The sequence below is a fragment of the Bradyrhizobium semiaridum genome (assembly GCF_020329505.1).
GTDB classification, from domain to species: Bacteria; Pseudomonadota; Alphaproteobacteria; order Rhizobiales; family Xanthobacteraceae; genus Bradyrhizobium; species Bradyrhizobium semiaridum.
Genome location: NZ_JAGKJJ010000035.1, coordinates 18,968 through 31,897 on the forward strand (window position 1 = coordinate 18,968; position 12,930 = coordinate 31,897).

Sequence of the window (12,930 nt, forward strand, 5' to 3'; positions counted from 1 at the left end):
TCCGTCACGTGCGCTCGCGCAGCACGAAGCCCGAGATGCCTTTCGGCAGCACCCGGACGACGATGATGACCGCCACCAGCAGACCGATCTGGCCGAACAATTGCCCCTGCCAGGAGGTCATTGCCGCTTTCACCACCGCGAGCACGCCGCCGGCAGGAGCCGTGCCGAGGAAGACATCGGCGCCGCCGATCACGACCGTGACGAAGGCTTCCATGATGAAGGTCGCGCCCATGGTCGGCACCAGCGTCATGGTCGGTGCGTAGAGGCCACCGGCAAGTCCGGCGAGGCCCGCTCCGCAGGCAAACGTCAGGCTGTAGATCAGGCGCGTATCGACGCCGAGCGCGGCAGCCATGTGCGGTACTTGAATGGTGGCGCGCGCAAGCACGCCGAAGCGCGTCCAGTTGAACAGCGCATAGAGGCACGCCAGGACCCCGAGCGCAGCGCAGAACAGCACGATGCGGTAGATCGAATAGGAATAAGCGCCGACCTGGAAGCTGCCGAACGGCGTGCCGACCCCTGCCATCGTCGATCCGACCATGATCAGCGTTCCCTGCGTGGCGATCAGGCTGAGGCCCCAGGTCGCGACGATGGTATCGAGCGGCCGGTCGTAGAGGTGACGAATGACGACGAGCTCGACCATAACGCCCACCAGCGCCGACACGACCGTGCCCGCCAAAATTCCGAGCGGGAGCGGCAGGCCCGCGTGCACCGTCGCGGCCGTCACATAGGCGCCGCACATGATGAACTCGCCATGGGCGAGGTTGATCACACCCATCATGCCGAAGATCACCGCGAGACCGCAGGCCGACAGCACCAGGAAGGCGAAGGCGTCGCCGAATTGATAGAGCGCGGAAAATGCAAGGGTCGCAATGTCCATGAACCAACCAGAGTATCGAGGAACGTGACGTTGCCGCAGCGGGTTTTGATGATCGCCCCGGCGTCCCGGGAAACGCCGGGGCGATCCGGGAACGCCAGGGCGATCCGGCGCCGTCAGGGTTTCGGCGGCGGATTCGACGGCGTGTACTGGGCCATCGGATCCTTCTTCGTGAGATCGCAGCCGGCGTCACCGAGCCAATAGGGCTTGATGTCCTCCCAGACCTTCGGGAACGAGATCGAGTGGTCGGCGCCGACCTTGGCGAGGTAGATCGTGTGCGACATGTGCTGGCTCTTCGGATCGATGCAGACCTTGCCCTCGGGGGCATCCATGCAGACATCGCCCATCGCGATCACCTTGCGGATCTCCTCGCGCTTGGTCGACTTCGCCCGCTCGACCATTTGCTTGTAGAGATAGACGGCAAGATAGGAGTTCTCCGCCTCCTGGTTCACATAGGGTTCGCTGGGGAACTTGGCCTTGAACTTGGCGTAGAACTCCTTGCTCTTGGGCGAATCGATCTCCTCGATGTAGTTGGTGGTGACGTACATGTCCTTCAGGCTCGGCGGCTTGAACCGCTTGTGCTCGTAGCCCTGTCCGACGTTGACGGAGGACGCCATCGGCAGGTTGACGTTGGCGGAGGCCGCCTGCTCGTAATAGGAGGCCTGTGCGGTGCCGACGAGCAGGGTGACCACGAAGTCCGGCTTGGCCTTCTGGATGTTCTGGATGCTCTGGGAGAATTGCGACACGCCGAGCGGGATGAACTCCTCGCCGGCCATTTCGCCGCCGTTCTCCTTGACGATCTTGCGCACCCACTCCGCCGAGATCTGGCCGAAATTGTAGTCGGCGGCGAGCGTGTAGACCTTCTTGCCGTAGGTCTGCATCATGTAGGGGATCAACGTGGAGAACTGCTGCTCGGGCACCGCGCCGGTAACGATCATGTGGCCGTCGCAGACGCCGCCTTCGTACTGGTTGTTGTAGAAAGCGAAGCCGTTGAACTGGTCCACGATCGGACGGTAGGCCTCGCGCGAGGCAGACGAGAAGCCCGCGAACACGACGTCGACCTTGTCGCGCTGGAGGACGCGCCGCATGAATTCCTGATAGCGCGTGTTGTCGGATTGCGTGTCGTATGTCACGAGTTCGAGCGGCCGGCCCATGATGCCGCCGGCCTTGTTGATCTCGTCGGCGGCGAGCTGGATGGCGTGAACCTTGCCGATGGTTGCGGCGGCGAAATCGCCGGACTGATCCTCCAGGACACCGAGTTTGACCGGGTTCTCGGCTGCGATCGCCAGCTGTGATCCGAAGACAAGCGTTCCCGTGAGGGCTGCGGCACGCAGCCCCCGCAATACAGATTTGCTCATATGTGTTTCTCCTAGATGGCCTGCTTGTTGCCGCCTCGCAGCGTGATGCCGGTCGTGCGGCCGGACGTATCGGGCTTCGCCCACTTGCTCATGAACTCCTCGCAATAGATCTCCATGCTCTGCCGCGCGCGCATGCTTTCGCGGCGCAGCAGGGAATAGGCGCCGTCTTCATCGAGGCCGTTCTGCCGCATCAACAGGATCACGGCCCGGATCACCGCGCGGCGGCCGCGGCGCCTCTCTTCCAGATCCTGCAGCCGCTCGTACATCTCGGCGCGCAGCAGGAACTGGTTGATGCCCATGAACAGCGAGGTGTAGACCGCGCCGCCATGCACCGGCTTGCGCAAGAACGAGGTGGCGCCGAGATTGACGAGCGCCTTGAGCCGGCTCGGTGCCTCCACGCCGACGAGGCCGATCACCGGGGCCGGCGGCAGCCGCGACGCCGGATCGACCTCGATCGCGACCACGCCTTCGAGGTCTGCGTCGACGAACAGGATGTCGCGATCGGGCTGCAGACCCGCGACGTCGATCTGTGCACGGCCATCGACGATCTCCGGGTACTCGGTGGAAACGCCGAGCTTGGCCAGCGTGGTTTCGAGCGCGCCTTCGCAACCGCCGTGCCGGGTGACGACGATGGCGCGGCCGCCCTTGAAATTCTGCAGCAGTCGGGAGCTCATGATTGCACCACTTTCAACAGCGGGGAGCGCATTGCGCTGGCAAAGCGCGGCGATGACTGAACGAGATAGGGATCGGGCGCGATCGGTTCGCGCGATTCCAGCAGCACCTCGAACTGCCCGTTGGCGGCCGACCGGCCGATCCGCGGCGTGAGCCAGGCATGGAAAGTCTGCCGGTCGATGCGGACCTCACCCTGCGGAGCGAGCAACCGCTGATCGGCCACCGCAGCGCGGACCTTGCGGGCGTCGTCAGTTCCGGCCTGCGCCAACGCGGCCGCCAGAAGCTTGACTGCAACGTAGGAGGCTTCGGCATCGGCCGACGAGACCGGCCCGTCCGGAAACGCCTCGGCATAGGCGCGGCTGAAGGCAGCGTTCTCGGGCGAATTCAGCGATGAGAAGTAGACGCTCGAGGACAGATGGCCGTCGACGGCATCGGCGCCGATCTCCGGCAATTCGGGCTCGGAGAGCGTGCAGCTCGCGACCGGAATTTGCGCAGCCTGGTCGATGCCGCGTGCACGACAGGTGGCGCGGAACGCGCGGAAGAAGGCATAGGCGCTGGTGCCGATCAAATTGTTGAAGACGAAATCCGGACGCTGGTCGATGATCGCCGCGACGACCTGGTCGACCTCGGTGTCGCCGACCGAAAGATAGCGTTCGGCCGTCACGGTGCCGCCGCGCGCGGTGAGGGCCTCGCGGAAGATGCGGTTGTTCTCCCAGGCCCAAATGTAGTTGGAGCCGACGCAGAAAGCGCTGGAGCCGACGCGAGATGCGAGATAGTCGACCAGCGGCAGCACGTGCTGGTTGGGTGCTGCACCGGTGTAGATGACGTTGTCGGAGCTCTCGAACCCCTCGTAGTGTGACGGATACCACAACAATCCGTCGAACTTCTCGAAACAGGGAATGACCTCCTTGCGGCTCGACGACGTGTAGCAGCCGACCACGTGGCGGATATCCGATCCCAGCAATTCGAGACTGAGCGAACGGTAGCTCGCAAGGTCGCCGGACGGATTGACCACGACCGGCTCGAGCGAGATCGCATCGGCGCTGTCATTGACCTCGCGGAACGCGAGCATCGCGCCGTTCAGCATCGAGCGCGCGACGACGCTGTACGAGCCCGTCGTCGAGAACATCACGCCGATCCGATACCGCGTCCGCATCATCTCTCAATCCAAAAACAAAAAAGCGCCCACCGGCCATGAAGCCGAGGGCGCCCTCGCCGCCAACCGAACACGCAAGGCCGCGTGGTGTTGGAAATGGTTGAACTTGTCGCGTTGATGGGCCGTTCTGCCCAACGCTCATGCGATAGGCTCGTTGAGATCGTTTGGGATGTCAAGCGCGTTGTTGCAGCGAACCCTGCCGCGATTTCTGCCGAAATGTAGAAAAACTGTGCACCCAACAGCCAGCCGGGATCGGCATACAGACGGCGCTGCGGCGCACCAGCATTTTCTTCGGATTGCGTCGGCATTTGACGTCTTCTTGCCGCGCATCGCCAACCCATCGACGCGCTTAGTTCGAACGACCCGGATCGCCATTGCCCGACAGCACCTGCGCGGCGCCGCCGACACCGCGGCGGAAGGCTTCATCGAATGTCACACCGCGAAACTGCCATTGGTAGTCCTTGCCGTGCCAGGCCATCCGGTACTGCGTGGTCCAGCCGAGATCGTTGTCGTCCCAGACCAGCCGCCCGAGCAATACGACCTCGCCGCCCCGCGGTGCGACAATCGGCGTCAGCCTTTCCGGCGATGCTGTCCTGAGTTCGGCGCCCGCGATATTTGCGCGCATCAACTCCGCCGCGCTCGGCAGCACCACGCGCATGCCGCGCTTGTCCGCCGCGGCCACAAGCGCATCGCGCTGCAGGTCCGACTGTGCATCGTCGGCCGTGACGACGAAATCCTTCGCTCCCTGTTGCATTTCGATGAAGGCACCGAGCACCGGCCGCTGCGCGCGCCACGGCTTGAGGCCGAGCTCGCCGAGGATGCCGTCGATCTTCCGGCCGTCGAACTCCACCGTCAGGTCGTAGGGCCGGTCGCGGGTGCCCTGCTCATCGCGATGCGGCTTGCCGGCGAACTGATCGTGATAGCTGAAATTGCTGACCAGCTCCTTGGCCTTCGATCTGTACGCCGCCAGCCGCTTGTCGCTCGCGAGCGCCGGCTGGCCGGAGACCTTGATCAGCACGTCCTCCAGGCATGCGCCGAACCCGATCAAGCGGTTCGGCTCGCCCTGGCCGGTGACGACGGTCTGCGCGCGGTACAGATCATCGGCCGCGGCCGCCATCGTTCCGCTGCAACAGACCAGCATTGTGGCGAGCCACATTATGACAGCGTAGCGCGCGAGGCCGCCGGTCAGCGTTCGTCTCGTCTTCAGCAAAGCCGCCATGATCGCCTCCGCTCGGCCGCCCTTGCAAGTTCCGGCATGGGCGCCATTCCGTGGAGCCTGCGATACGTGGTGGCCACCCGCTGCCCACCTGACATATGCTCAAGGAATCCCCAGCGGCGCGCGACGCGTCGCCCATGACTACAGCCGTTCGCAGGAGACGTCCCTTGAAGTGCTACGAGTTGCAAGGTCCCGGTGGCGTCGAGGCGCTGGCACTGGTCGACAAGCCGGTCCCGCAGGCCGGCCCAGGCGAGGTGTTGGTGCGGCTGAAGGCGGCGACGCTGAACTATCGCGACCTGCTGACTGTCAAGGGCGGTTACGGCTCGCGCCAAAAATTTCCGCTGGTGCCGGTCTCCGACGGCGCCGGCATCGTCGAGGCGGTCGGCGCCGGTGTCAGGAATTTCGCCGTCGGTGACCGCGTGATCGGCAGCTTCTTCGAGAGCTGGATCGGCGGCGAGCCGAGCGAGGCCAGGATGCGCGCTGCGCTCGGCGGCAGCGTCGACGGCGTCTTGACCGAATACCGGGTGTTTCCCGCCCACGCACTGGTGCGCTCGCCGGATCATCTCTCCGACATCGAGGCCGCCGCGCTGCCTTGCGCCGGCGTCACCGCCTGGAGCGCGGTGGTCAAGCTCGGCAATCTGAAGCCGGGCCAGACGGTGCTGACGCAAGGCACCGGCGGCGTCTCGCTGTTCGCACTGCAATTCGCCAAAATGTGCGGCGCCCGCGTCATCGCGACGTCCTCCAGCGACGCCAAGATCGCGCGGCTGAAGCAGCTCGGCGCCGACGTGACGCTGAACTACAAGACAACGCCCGACTGGGGCAAGAAGGCGCGCGAGCTCACCGGGCGCGGCGTCGATCTCGTGGTCGAGGTCGGCGGCGTCGGCACGCTGAACGAGTCGATCCGCGCGACAAGAATCGGCGGCACCATCGCCTTCATCGGCGTGCTGGCCGGTCCGGCACCATCCGACACCAGGCTGCCGCTGATGGTGATGCAGCAGCAGCGCCTGCAAGGCGTCACCGTCGGCTCGATCGAGGATCTGCAGGCGCTGTGCGACGGCATTGCCATGCACGGCGTCAAGCCGGTCATCGACAAGGTGTTCGCTTTCAGTGAGGTCAAGGATGCGTTCGCGCACATGGCGAGCGGCGCGCATTTCGGCAAGGTAGCGATCGCGATCGGCTAGCGCACCTGACATCACGGTCTAGCGTCCGGTGAATTGCGCCTTGCGCCTCTCGACGAAGGCCTTGCGGCCTTCCTGCGCGTCCGCGCCGGTGCGGATCACCGACTGCACTTCGAGCTCGCGGCGGAACTGGGCCTCATAGCTCGCATGCTCGCTCTCCTCGAGCAGTTGCCGGGTTGCGACCAGCGCGCGGGTCGGGCCGTCGCCGAGGCGATGCGCCAGCGCCTTTGCCTCATCGAGTAGGCTTGCGTCGTCGATGACCTCGCGCACCAGTCCCCACTCCCTGGCACGCTCGGCGGACAGCGGCTCGTTCAGCAGCATCAGTTCGAGCGCACGCTGGCGGCCGATCAGGCGCGGCAGCAGCCAGGTCGAGCCGAGATCGGGCACCAGGGCGATCCGGCTGAACACCTGGATGAAGCTCGCCGAGCGCGCCGCAAGGATGATGTCGCCGGACATCGCGAGGCTGAAGCCGCCGCCGGCCGCGACACCGTTGACCGCGACCACGACAGGCACGCGGCATTCGCGCAGCGCCTGCATGGCCGGCCAATAGTGTTGCATGACCCCGGCATAGAGATTGTCGCCGAGTGCATTGGTCGCCTTCAGGTTCTGTCCCGAGCAGAAGCCGCGGCCCGCCCCGGTCAGCACCAGCGCGCGGATTCCGGGATCATTGGACATTTCACCGATCGCGGCGGCGAGATCGCCGAGCAGGTCCGGCGTCATTGCGTTCAGGCTGGCGGGATCGTCGAGGGTGAGGATGCCGACTTTGCCGTCGCGTTCACGCTTCACACCGGTCATTTTTCCTCTCCCCGGAATAGGCTTGTTGTTGCACTGACTGTGCCATGCTTGGCATGCTACGCCAACGTCTCCTGCCCGCAACAAGAACGGCGAAAGCAACGCCAGAAAGCACCGCCATGTCCGACCAGTTCTCCAACTCCCAAGTGATCCGCAAACCCGCCGTCAGCTCCAAGGGCGGTATCGTCGCCGCGCAATCGCGCAAGGCCGCCGAGGTCGGCGCCGAGGTCTTGGCCGCCGGCGGCGATTGCGTCGATGCCGTGATCGCGACCACCTTTGCGCTCGGCGTGCTGGAACCGTGGATGAGCGGCGTCGGCGGCGGCGGCGCCATGGTGCTGTACCGCGCCCGCGAGAACCGGGTCGAGGTGATCGACTACGGCATGCGCGCGCCGGATAGCCTGCGCGTCGAGGATTATCCGCTCAGTCCCAGCGGTATCGCCTCCGACATCTTCCCCTGGGCGCGGGTCAAGGATGACCGCAATCTGCACGGCCCCGGCTCGATCGCAGTTCCCGGTGTCGTCGCCGGCATGGAGGAGGCGCATCGCCGCCACGCCAAACTGGCGTGGAAAGAGCTGCTGGCGCCGAGCGTCAAGCTCGCCGGCGAAGGCCTGCTGGTCGACTGGTGGACCACCGCGATGGTCTCGAGCTCCGCCGCCGACCTGCGCCGCTATCCCGCCAGCGCGGCGGCTTACTTGCAGGACGGCCTGCCGCCGAATCCGCAATGGGGCATCAAGTCGGTCGTTCGCATGCCGCAGGACCGGCTCAAGGCGACGATGACGCAACTCGCCGCAGCCGGTCCGCGCGACTTCTACGAGGGCGATCTGGCTCGCAGCATCGCCGACGACATCCAGGCCGCGGGCGGTGCGCTGTCGGTGCGCGATCTCGCCGCGTTCCGCGCGCATCTGCGCGAACCGCTGGCGATCCCCTATCGCGGCGGCACCGTCTATGCGACGCCGGAGCTGACCGCGGGCCCGACCATGGCGCGCACGCTCGGCCTCTTGCAAAAGGCGTTCGAGCCCGCGCGCGGCGGCCCGGATGCCGCCGCCTACACCGCCTATGTCGAGGCGCTGCAGGCGGCCTATCGCGAGCGGCTGAAGGACATGGGCGACGTCGACGGCCGCCGTTCCCTCGGCGCCGAAGCGATCGCGCCCGCCTGCACCACGCATTTCTCCGCGGTCGACCGCGACGGCAACATGGCCGCGGTGACGCAGACGCTGCTGTCGACCTTCGGCTCGAAATTCGTGACGCCGAACACCGGGCTCACCATGAACAACGGCATCATGTGGTTCGATCCGACGCCGGGCAATCCGAACTCGCTTGCCGGCGGCAAGCGCTGCCTGACCAACTACACGCCGGTGGTGGCAGAAGCCGCCGACGGCCGCAGGGTCGCCGTCGGCGCATCGGGCGGCCGCCGCATCCTGCCCGCGGTATCGCAGCTGCTGTCCTTCGTGATGGATTTCGGCATGGACCTCGACGCCGCGATCCATCAGCCGCGGATCGACGCCAGCGAGGGCGCGGTCGTGATCGGCGACGTGCGCCTGCCGCAGCCGGTGCGCGAGGCGCTGCGCGGACGCTACGACTATGAGGAAGCACGCATCCAGAACCTGCCGCTGAAGTTCGCCTGCCCGAGCCTCGTGCTGCGCAATGGCGACACCAACAGCGGCGCTACCGAACCGTTCCAGCCGTGGGGCGATGCGGTGGCGGAGAGGTGAGCCAGCGGAAGCGAAGTAGTTGCGCGAGGTGATCGCCCCATCCAACAGTGTCGTCCCTGCGAAAGCAGGGACCCATAAACAGGGGTGGGTTGTTAAATAAGTTGTGGCAACAGCATCGCGCCAGAACTGACATTCCCGGGTCAAGCCCGGGACGACACCAAATGTGCGGCCCGGCCGGTGAGTCTACACACAATCACACGCCGAGCCGGTCGCGCACCCGGCCCGTCAGCACGGCGGCGGTGACGCCGACGCGCCAGAAGGCGTGCAGCGGCATCGGCTTGATACCGGTGATCGGCATATCGATCTCGGCCCTGCCGTCGATCAGGCGGCGGGCGAGCTGCGCACCCATCGCGGTCGAAAGCGCGACGCCGCGGCCGTTGCAGCCGAGCGAGATCAAAAGATTCTCCGCGGGCTCGTGGACATGCGGATAGTGGTCGGCGGTGATCGCAAGGCGGCTGTTCCAGCCGTGGGTCCAGTTGACGCCCTCGAGCTGCGGCCACAGCCGCTCGGCGTAGCTGATGAGATAGGCGACATCGGCAGGCTTGCTGATCCAGCGCATCGGGCCGCGGCCGCCCATCAAGAGCCGATTGCGCTGGTCGATGCGGTAATAGACCGTGATGTGGCCGCTCTCGTAGAGTACCGGCCGGCTCGGCATGATGGAGCGCGCGACGTCGTCGGACAACGGCGCGGTGCAGGCGATCGAGGAGAACACCGGCACGATGCTGCGGCGGAGCGATGGCCAGAGATCATCCGTGAATCCGTTGGTCGCGAGCAGCACCTTGTCCGCGTGCACCACGGCGCGCGGCGTTTCGATCCGCCAGCGGGCGCCGTTGCGACAGAGCGACAACGCCGGCGTCTCGCCATGCACGGCAGCGCCGGCACCGATCGCGGCGCGCGCCAGCCCGCGGGCGTAGCTCAGCGGATGCAGATCGCCGCCACGCGCATCGAGCATGGCACAGAGATAACGGTCGCTGCCGGTGATCTCGCGCGTCGCGGCGGCGTCGAGCAGTTTGACGGGCATGTCGCGGGCGATGCATTGCCTGGCGGTCCTCTCGATCCCGGCGGCGCTGGCTTCATTGTAGGCGGCGCGCAGCGTGCCGTTCTGCCGCGCCTCACACGGGATCTGGTAGCGGCGGATCAAATCATGTGTGAAGTTGGTGGTGCCGTAGGAGAAATCGATCATGCGGCGGCCGAGATCGGCGCCGAAATCCGCCTCGATCTGATCCGGGTCGTGCTTCAGCCCCGGATTGGTCTGCCCGCCATTGTTGCCGGAGGCGCCCCAGCCCGGCTCCTGCGCCTCCAGCACTGTCGCTGATACGCCCTGCTCGGCGAGATGCAGCGCCGTCGATAGGCCCGTGAAACCGCCGCCGATGATCGCGACCGGCACGCTCTTGTCTGCGGTCAGCGGTGGGGTCGGGGTCGGCGCGACTGCAGTGTCGGCGTAGAGGCTCGGCGGCAGAGGAAGACGAACAGGAGAGGACATCGAAAGCGACCGGATCAGAGCGGATGCAGCACGCGGCGCAGAAAGTCTTGCGTGCGCGGATGCTGGGGCTGGTTGAGGACGGATTTGGCGGTGCCCTGCTCGACGATGACCCCGCCGTCGATGAACAGCACACGGTCGGCGACGTCGCGGGCAAAGCCCATTTCGTGGGTGACGACGACCATGGTCATGCCGTCGTCGGCGAGCTTGCGCATCACCGACAGCACCTCGCCGACCAGTTCGGGATCGAGCGCCGAGGTCGGCTCGTCGAACAGGATCGCTTTCGGCTGCATCGCCAGCGCGCGGGCGATGGCGACACGCTGCTGCTGGCCGCCGGAGAGCTTTGGCGGATGCACGTCGGCCTTGTCGGCAAGCCCGACCTGCGCCAGCAGCGCGCGGCCGCGGGCGAGCGCCGCCTCGCGCGGCTCCTTCTTCACATAGAGCGGTCCCTCGATGACGTTCTCCAGCGCGGTGCGATGCGGAAACAAATTGAAGCGCTGGAACACCATCGACACTTGGGTGCGGATCGCAACGATCGAGCGGTCGTCGCGATTGACCCGCGCGCCCTCGACCGTGATATCGCCGGCATCGTAGCTTTCGAGCCCGTTGATGCAGCGCAGGATGGTCGATTTGCCCGACCCCGACGGGCCGATGATGCAGACCACCTCGCTCTTGGCGACCGAGGCGGTGATGCCCTTCAGCACCTCGACCTTGCCAAAGCTCTTGTGAACGTCCTTCAGCTCGATCATTTGCGGCTGGCCTTGTTCTCGAAGTGCCGGACCAGCAGGATGAGCGGAATGCTCATGGTGAGATACATCAGCGCGACCAACGTGAACACGCTGGTGTTCTTGAAGGTCGACGAGGCAATCAGCTTGCCCTGCAGCGCGAGCTCCGCGACCGTGATGGTCGAGGCCTGCGAAGAGTCCTTCAGCATCATGATCATGATGTTGCCGTAGGGCGGCAGGATGATCCTGACCGCCTGCGGCAGCACCACGCGGCGCATGGTGAGCCACCAGCCCATGCCGATGGTCTGCGCCGCTTCGATCTGCCCCTTGTCGATCGCCTCGATGCCGGCGCGGAAGTTTTCCGCCTGGTAGGCCGAATAGGCGATGCCGAGCCCGATGATCGCCGCCTGCAGCGCCGTCAGCGCGATGCCGAAATCGGGCATCACGAAGTAGATGTAGAACAGCAGCACGATGATCGGAATGCCGCGGATCACGTTGATGAACGAGGCGCTGAGCCCGGTGAAGAAGCCGATGCCGGAGACCCGCATCAGCGCCCACACCAGCCCGAGCACGGTCGACAGCAGCAGCGATCCGATGGTGACGACGACGGTCAGCCAGACACCCTGCAGCAGGATCGGCACGAACTCGACGGCGTCATGGAAGAATTTTTGCATCGGCTAGCTGTATCCAGATCCGTCTCATACTTTCCCGTCATCCCCGCGCAAAGGCTTCGCCTTTGTCGCTGGAGGCGCGAGCTCTTGCGAGCCTTGAAGGATGACGGGTCACTGGTTTCGTGCAGCTTCGACAGGTCAATAGGCGCCCGCCCTCACGACGCGTTGGCTTTCTGGCCCCACTTCTCCAAGATCTTCGCGATCATGCCGTTGGCCTTCAGTTTCGCCAGCGAGGTGTTGATCTTGCCAAGCAGTTCGGTGTCGCTCTTGCGCACGCCGATCGCCACCGTGCCGACGGTGACGGGCTTGTAGCCGTCGACGAGGCGGACGTCGGCGAAATTGCCCTGCTGCAGATTGTAGGCGAGGATCGGATAGTCGGCGAAGCCGGCCTTGAGGCGGCCTGCGTTCACGTCGCGCAGGATGTCGGGAATGGTGTCGTAGACCTTCACCTCGCTGAACAGCCCGGTCTTCTTCAGGGCATCGACGAACGCCGTGCCGACCTGGGCGCCGACCACCGTGCCCTTCAAGTCTTCCTGCGAGGTGTAGGCCTTGCTGTCGGTCTTCGGCACGACCAGACCCTCGCCATAGGTGTAGACCGGGTCGGAGAAGTCGATCACCTCTTTCCGCGCCGCGGTGGCGAACATCGCGGCGGCGATGATGTCGATCTTGTTCGCGGTCAGCGAGGGGATCAGCGCCGAGAACTGCATCGGCTCGATCTGCACGGTGAAGCCGGCGTCCTTGCCGATCTCGGTGGCAAGATCGACCATGATGCCCTGGATCGAATTGGTCTTGGTGTCGAGGAAGGTGAAGGGGATTCCGGTCGGCGTCGAGCCGACTCTCAGCACCTGCTGCGCCTGCGACGGCGCGCTGATCGCCGGGATCGAGACAAGGGCAAGCGCCGCCAAAGCGGCCTGGACGAGACGCGGAAACGACATTGCACGACCTCCCGAAGCTGGTCCCGGCGCCACATCGCCCGCTGATTTTGAGCTTGTTGTTGCGGGCGACGCCGTTCCGGCCTATTTTCACCAATATGAAATTGTGGTCACGAAACCGCGTCCGATGCAAGCGGTTTTCATGCACATGAAGGAAGCGGATT

12 protein-coding genes are annotated in these 12,930 nt (G+C 65.4%); 2 read left to right on the forward strand and 10 right to left on the reverse strand.

Annotation, left to right across the window (positions count from 1 at the left end):
• Positions 1–4 precede the first annotated feature (4 nt).
• The 5 genes from J6500_RS27845 to J6500_RS27865 all read right to left on the reverse strand — a co-directional run bounded on the left by J6500_RS27845 (position 5) and on the right by J6500_RS27865 (position 5,279).
• Positions 5–877, reverse strand: coding sequence for an ABC transporter permease subunit (locus J6500_RS27845; RefSeq protein ID WP_225715903.1), 873 nt, complete (start codon positions 875–877; stop codon positions 5–7).
• 113 nt (positions 878–990) lie between these two features.
• A complete protein-coding gene (locus tag J6500_RS27850) occupies positions 991–2,232 on the reverse strand; it encodes an urea ABC transporter substrate-binding protein (protein ID WP_225715904.1) in 1,242 nt (413 codons plus the stop codon).
• Positions 2,233–2,243: 11 nt separating this feature from the next.
• Positions 2,244–2,906, reverse strand: coding sequence for an ANTAR domain-containing response regulator (locus J6500_RS27855; RefSeq protein ID WP_225715905.1), 663 nt, complete (start codon positions 2,904–2,906; stop codon positions 2,244–2,246).
• Complete coding sequence (locus J6500_RS27860; RefSeq protein ID WP_225715906.1) at positions 2,903–4,063, reverse strand: transporter substrate-binding domain-containing protein; 1,161 nt, start codon at positions 4,061–4,063, stop codon at positions 2,903–2,905. Before J6500_RS27860 ends, J6500_RS27855 begins: the two co-directional genes overlap by 4 nt.
• Before the next feature lie 346 nt (positions 4,064–4,409).
• Complete coding sequence (locus J6500_RS27865) at positions 4,410–5,279, reverse strand: DUF2066 domain-containing protein (RefSeq protein ID WP_225715907.1); 870 nt, start codon at positions 5,277–5,279, stop codon at positions 4,410–4,412.
• 164 nt (positions 5,280–5,443) lie between these two features.
• Between J6500_RS27865 and J6500_RS27870 the strand changes: the two genes are divergently transcribed.
• Positions 5,444–6,457 (forward strand): zinc-dependent alcohol dehydrogenase family protein, encoded by a 1,014-nt coding sequence (locus J6500_RS27870; protein ID WP_225715908.1) that lies wholly within the window; start codon positions 5,444–5,446, stop codon positions 6,455–6,457.
• Between the two features lie 18 nt (positions 6,458–6,475).
• On the opposite strand, the gene J6500_RS27875 is transcribed toward J6500_RS27870, so the two are convergent.
• Positions 6,476–7,249, reverse strand: coding sequence for an enoyl-CoA hydratase-related protein (locus J6500_RS27875; RefSeq protein WP_225715909.1), 774 nt, complete (start codon positions 7,247–7,249; stop codon positions 6,476–6,478).
• 116 nt (positions 7,250–7,365) lie between these two features.
• Here J6500_RS27875 and J6500_RS27880 point away from each other — a divergent pair, with 116 nt between their 5' ends.
• A complete protein-coding gene (locus J6500_RS27880; RefSeq protein ID WP_225715910.1) occupies positions 7,366–8,958 on the forward strand; it encodes a gamma-glutamyltransferase family protein in 1,593 nt (530 codons plus the stop codon).
• A 193-nt stretch (positions 8,959–9,151) separates the two neighbouring features.
• On the opposite strand, the gene J6500_RS27885 is transcribed toward J6500_RS27880, so the two are convergent.
• The 4 genes from J6500_RS27885 to J6500_RS27900 form a co-directional block, all read right to left on the reverse strand.
• Complete coding sequence (locus tag J6500_RS27885) at positions 9,152–10,441, reverse strand: NAD(P)/FAD-dependent oxidoreductase (protein WP_225715911.1); 1,290 nt, start codon at positions 10,439–10,441, stop codon at positions 9,152–9,154.
• Positions 10,442–10,455: 14 nt separating this feature from the next.
• On the reverse strand, positions 10,456–11,187 hold the full coding sequence (locus tag J6500_RS27890) for an amino acid ABC transporter ATP-binding protein (protein WP_225715912.1): 732 nt from the start codon (positions 11,185–11,187) through the stop codon (positions 10,456–10,458).
• Positions 11,184–11,837 carry an amino acid ABC transporter permease gene (locus J6500_RS27895; RefSeq protein WP_225715913.1) on the reverse strand — a complete coding sequence of 218 codons (654 nt, stop codon included), beginning with the start codon at positions 11,835–11,837 and terminating at the stop codon, positions 11,184–11,186. Before J6500_RS27895 ends, J6500_RS27890 begins: the two co-directional genes overlap by 4 nt.
• A 152-nt stretch (positions 11,838–11,989) precedes the next feature.
• Positions 11,990–12,769, reverse strand: a complete 780-nt coding sequence (locus tag J6500_RS27900) for an ABC transporter substrate-binding protein (protein WP_225715914.1) — start codon at positions 12,767–12,769, stop codon at positions 11,990–11,992.
• Positions 12,770–12,930: the final 161 nt, after the last annotated feature.

Bases quoted from the DNA above. Each gene is read 5' to 3' on its own strand.
- J6500_RS27845 (WP_225715903.1), bottom strand. From the start codon at position 877: ATGGACATTGCGACCCTTGCATTTTCCGCGCTCTATCAATTCGGCGAC.
- J6500_RS27875 (WP_225715909.1), bottom strand. From the start codon at position 7,249: ATGACCGGTGTGAAGCGTGAACGCGACGGCAAAGTCGGCATCCTCACC.
- J6500_RS27900 (WP_225715914.1), bottom strand. From the start codon at position 12,769: ATGTCGTTTCCGCGTCTCGTCCAGGCCGCTTTGGCGGCGCTTGCCCTT.
- J6500_RS27895 (WP_225715913.1), bottom strand. From the start codon at position 11,837: ATGCAAAAATTCTTCCATGACGCCGTCGAGTTCGTGCCGATCCTGCTG.
- J6500_RS27860 (WP_225715906.1), bottom strand. From the start codon at position 4,063: ATGATGCGGACGCGGTATCGGATCGGCGTGATGTTCTCGACGACGGGC.
- J6500_RS27855 (WP_225715905.1), bottom strand. From the start codon at position 2,906: ATGAGCTCCCGACTGCTGCAGAATTTCAAGGGCGGCCGCGCCATCGTC.
- J6500_RS27865 (WP_225715907.1), bottom strand. From the start codon at position 5,279: ATGGCGGCTTTGCTGAAGACGAGACGAACGCTGACCGGCGGCCTCGCG.
- J6500_RS27885 (WP_225715911.1), bottom strand. From the start codon at position 10,441: ATGTCCTCTCCTGTTCGTCTTCCTCTGCCGCCGAGCCTCTACGCCGAC.
- J6500_RS27890 (WP_225715912.1), bottom strand. From the start codon at position 11,187: ATGATCGAGCTGAAGGACGTTCACAAGAGCTTTGGCAAGGTCGAGGTG.
- J6500_RS27850 (WP_225715904.1), bottom strand. From the start codon at position 2,232: ATGAGCAAATCTGTATTGCGGGGGCTGCGTGCCGCAGCCCTCACGGGA.
- J6500_RS27880 (WP_225715910.1), top strand. From the start codon at position 7,366: ATGTCCGACCAGTTCTCCAACTCCCAAGTGATCCGCAAACCCGCCGTC.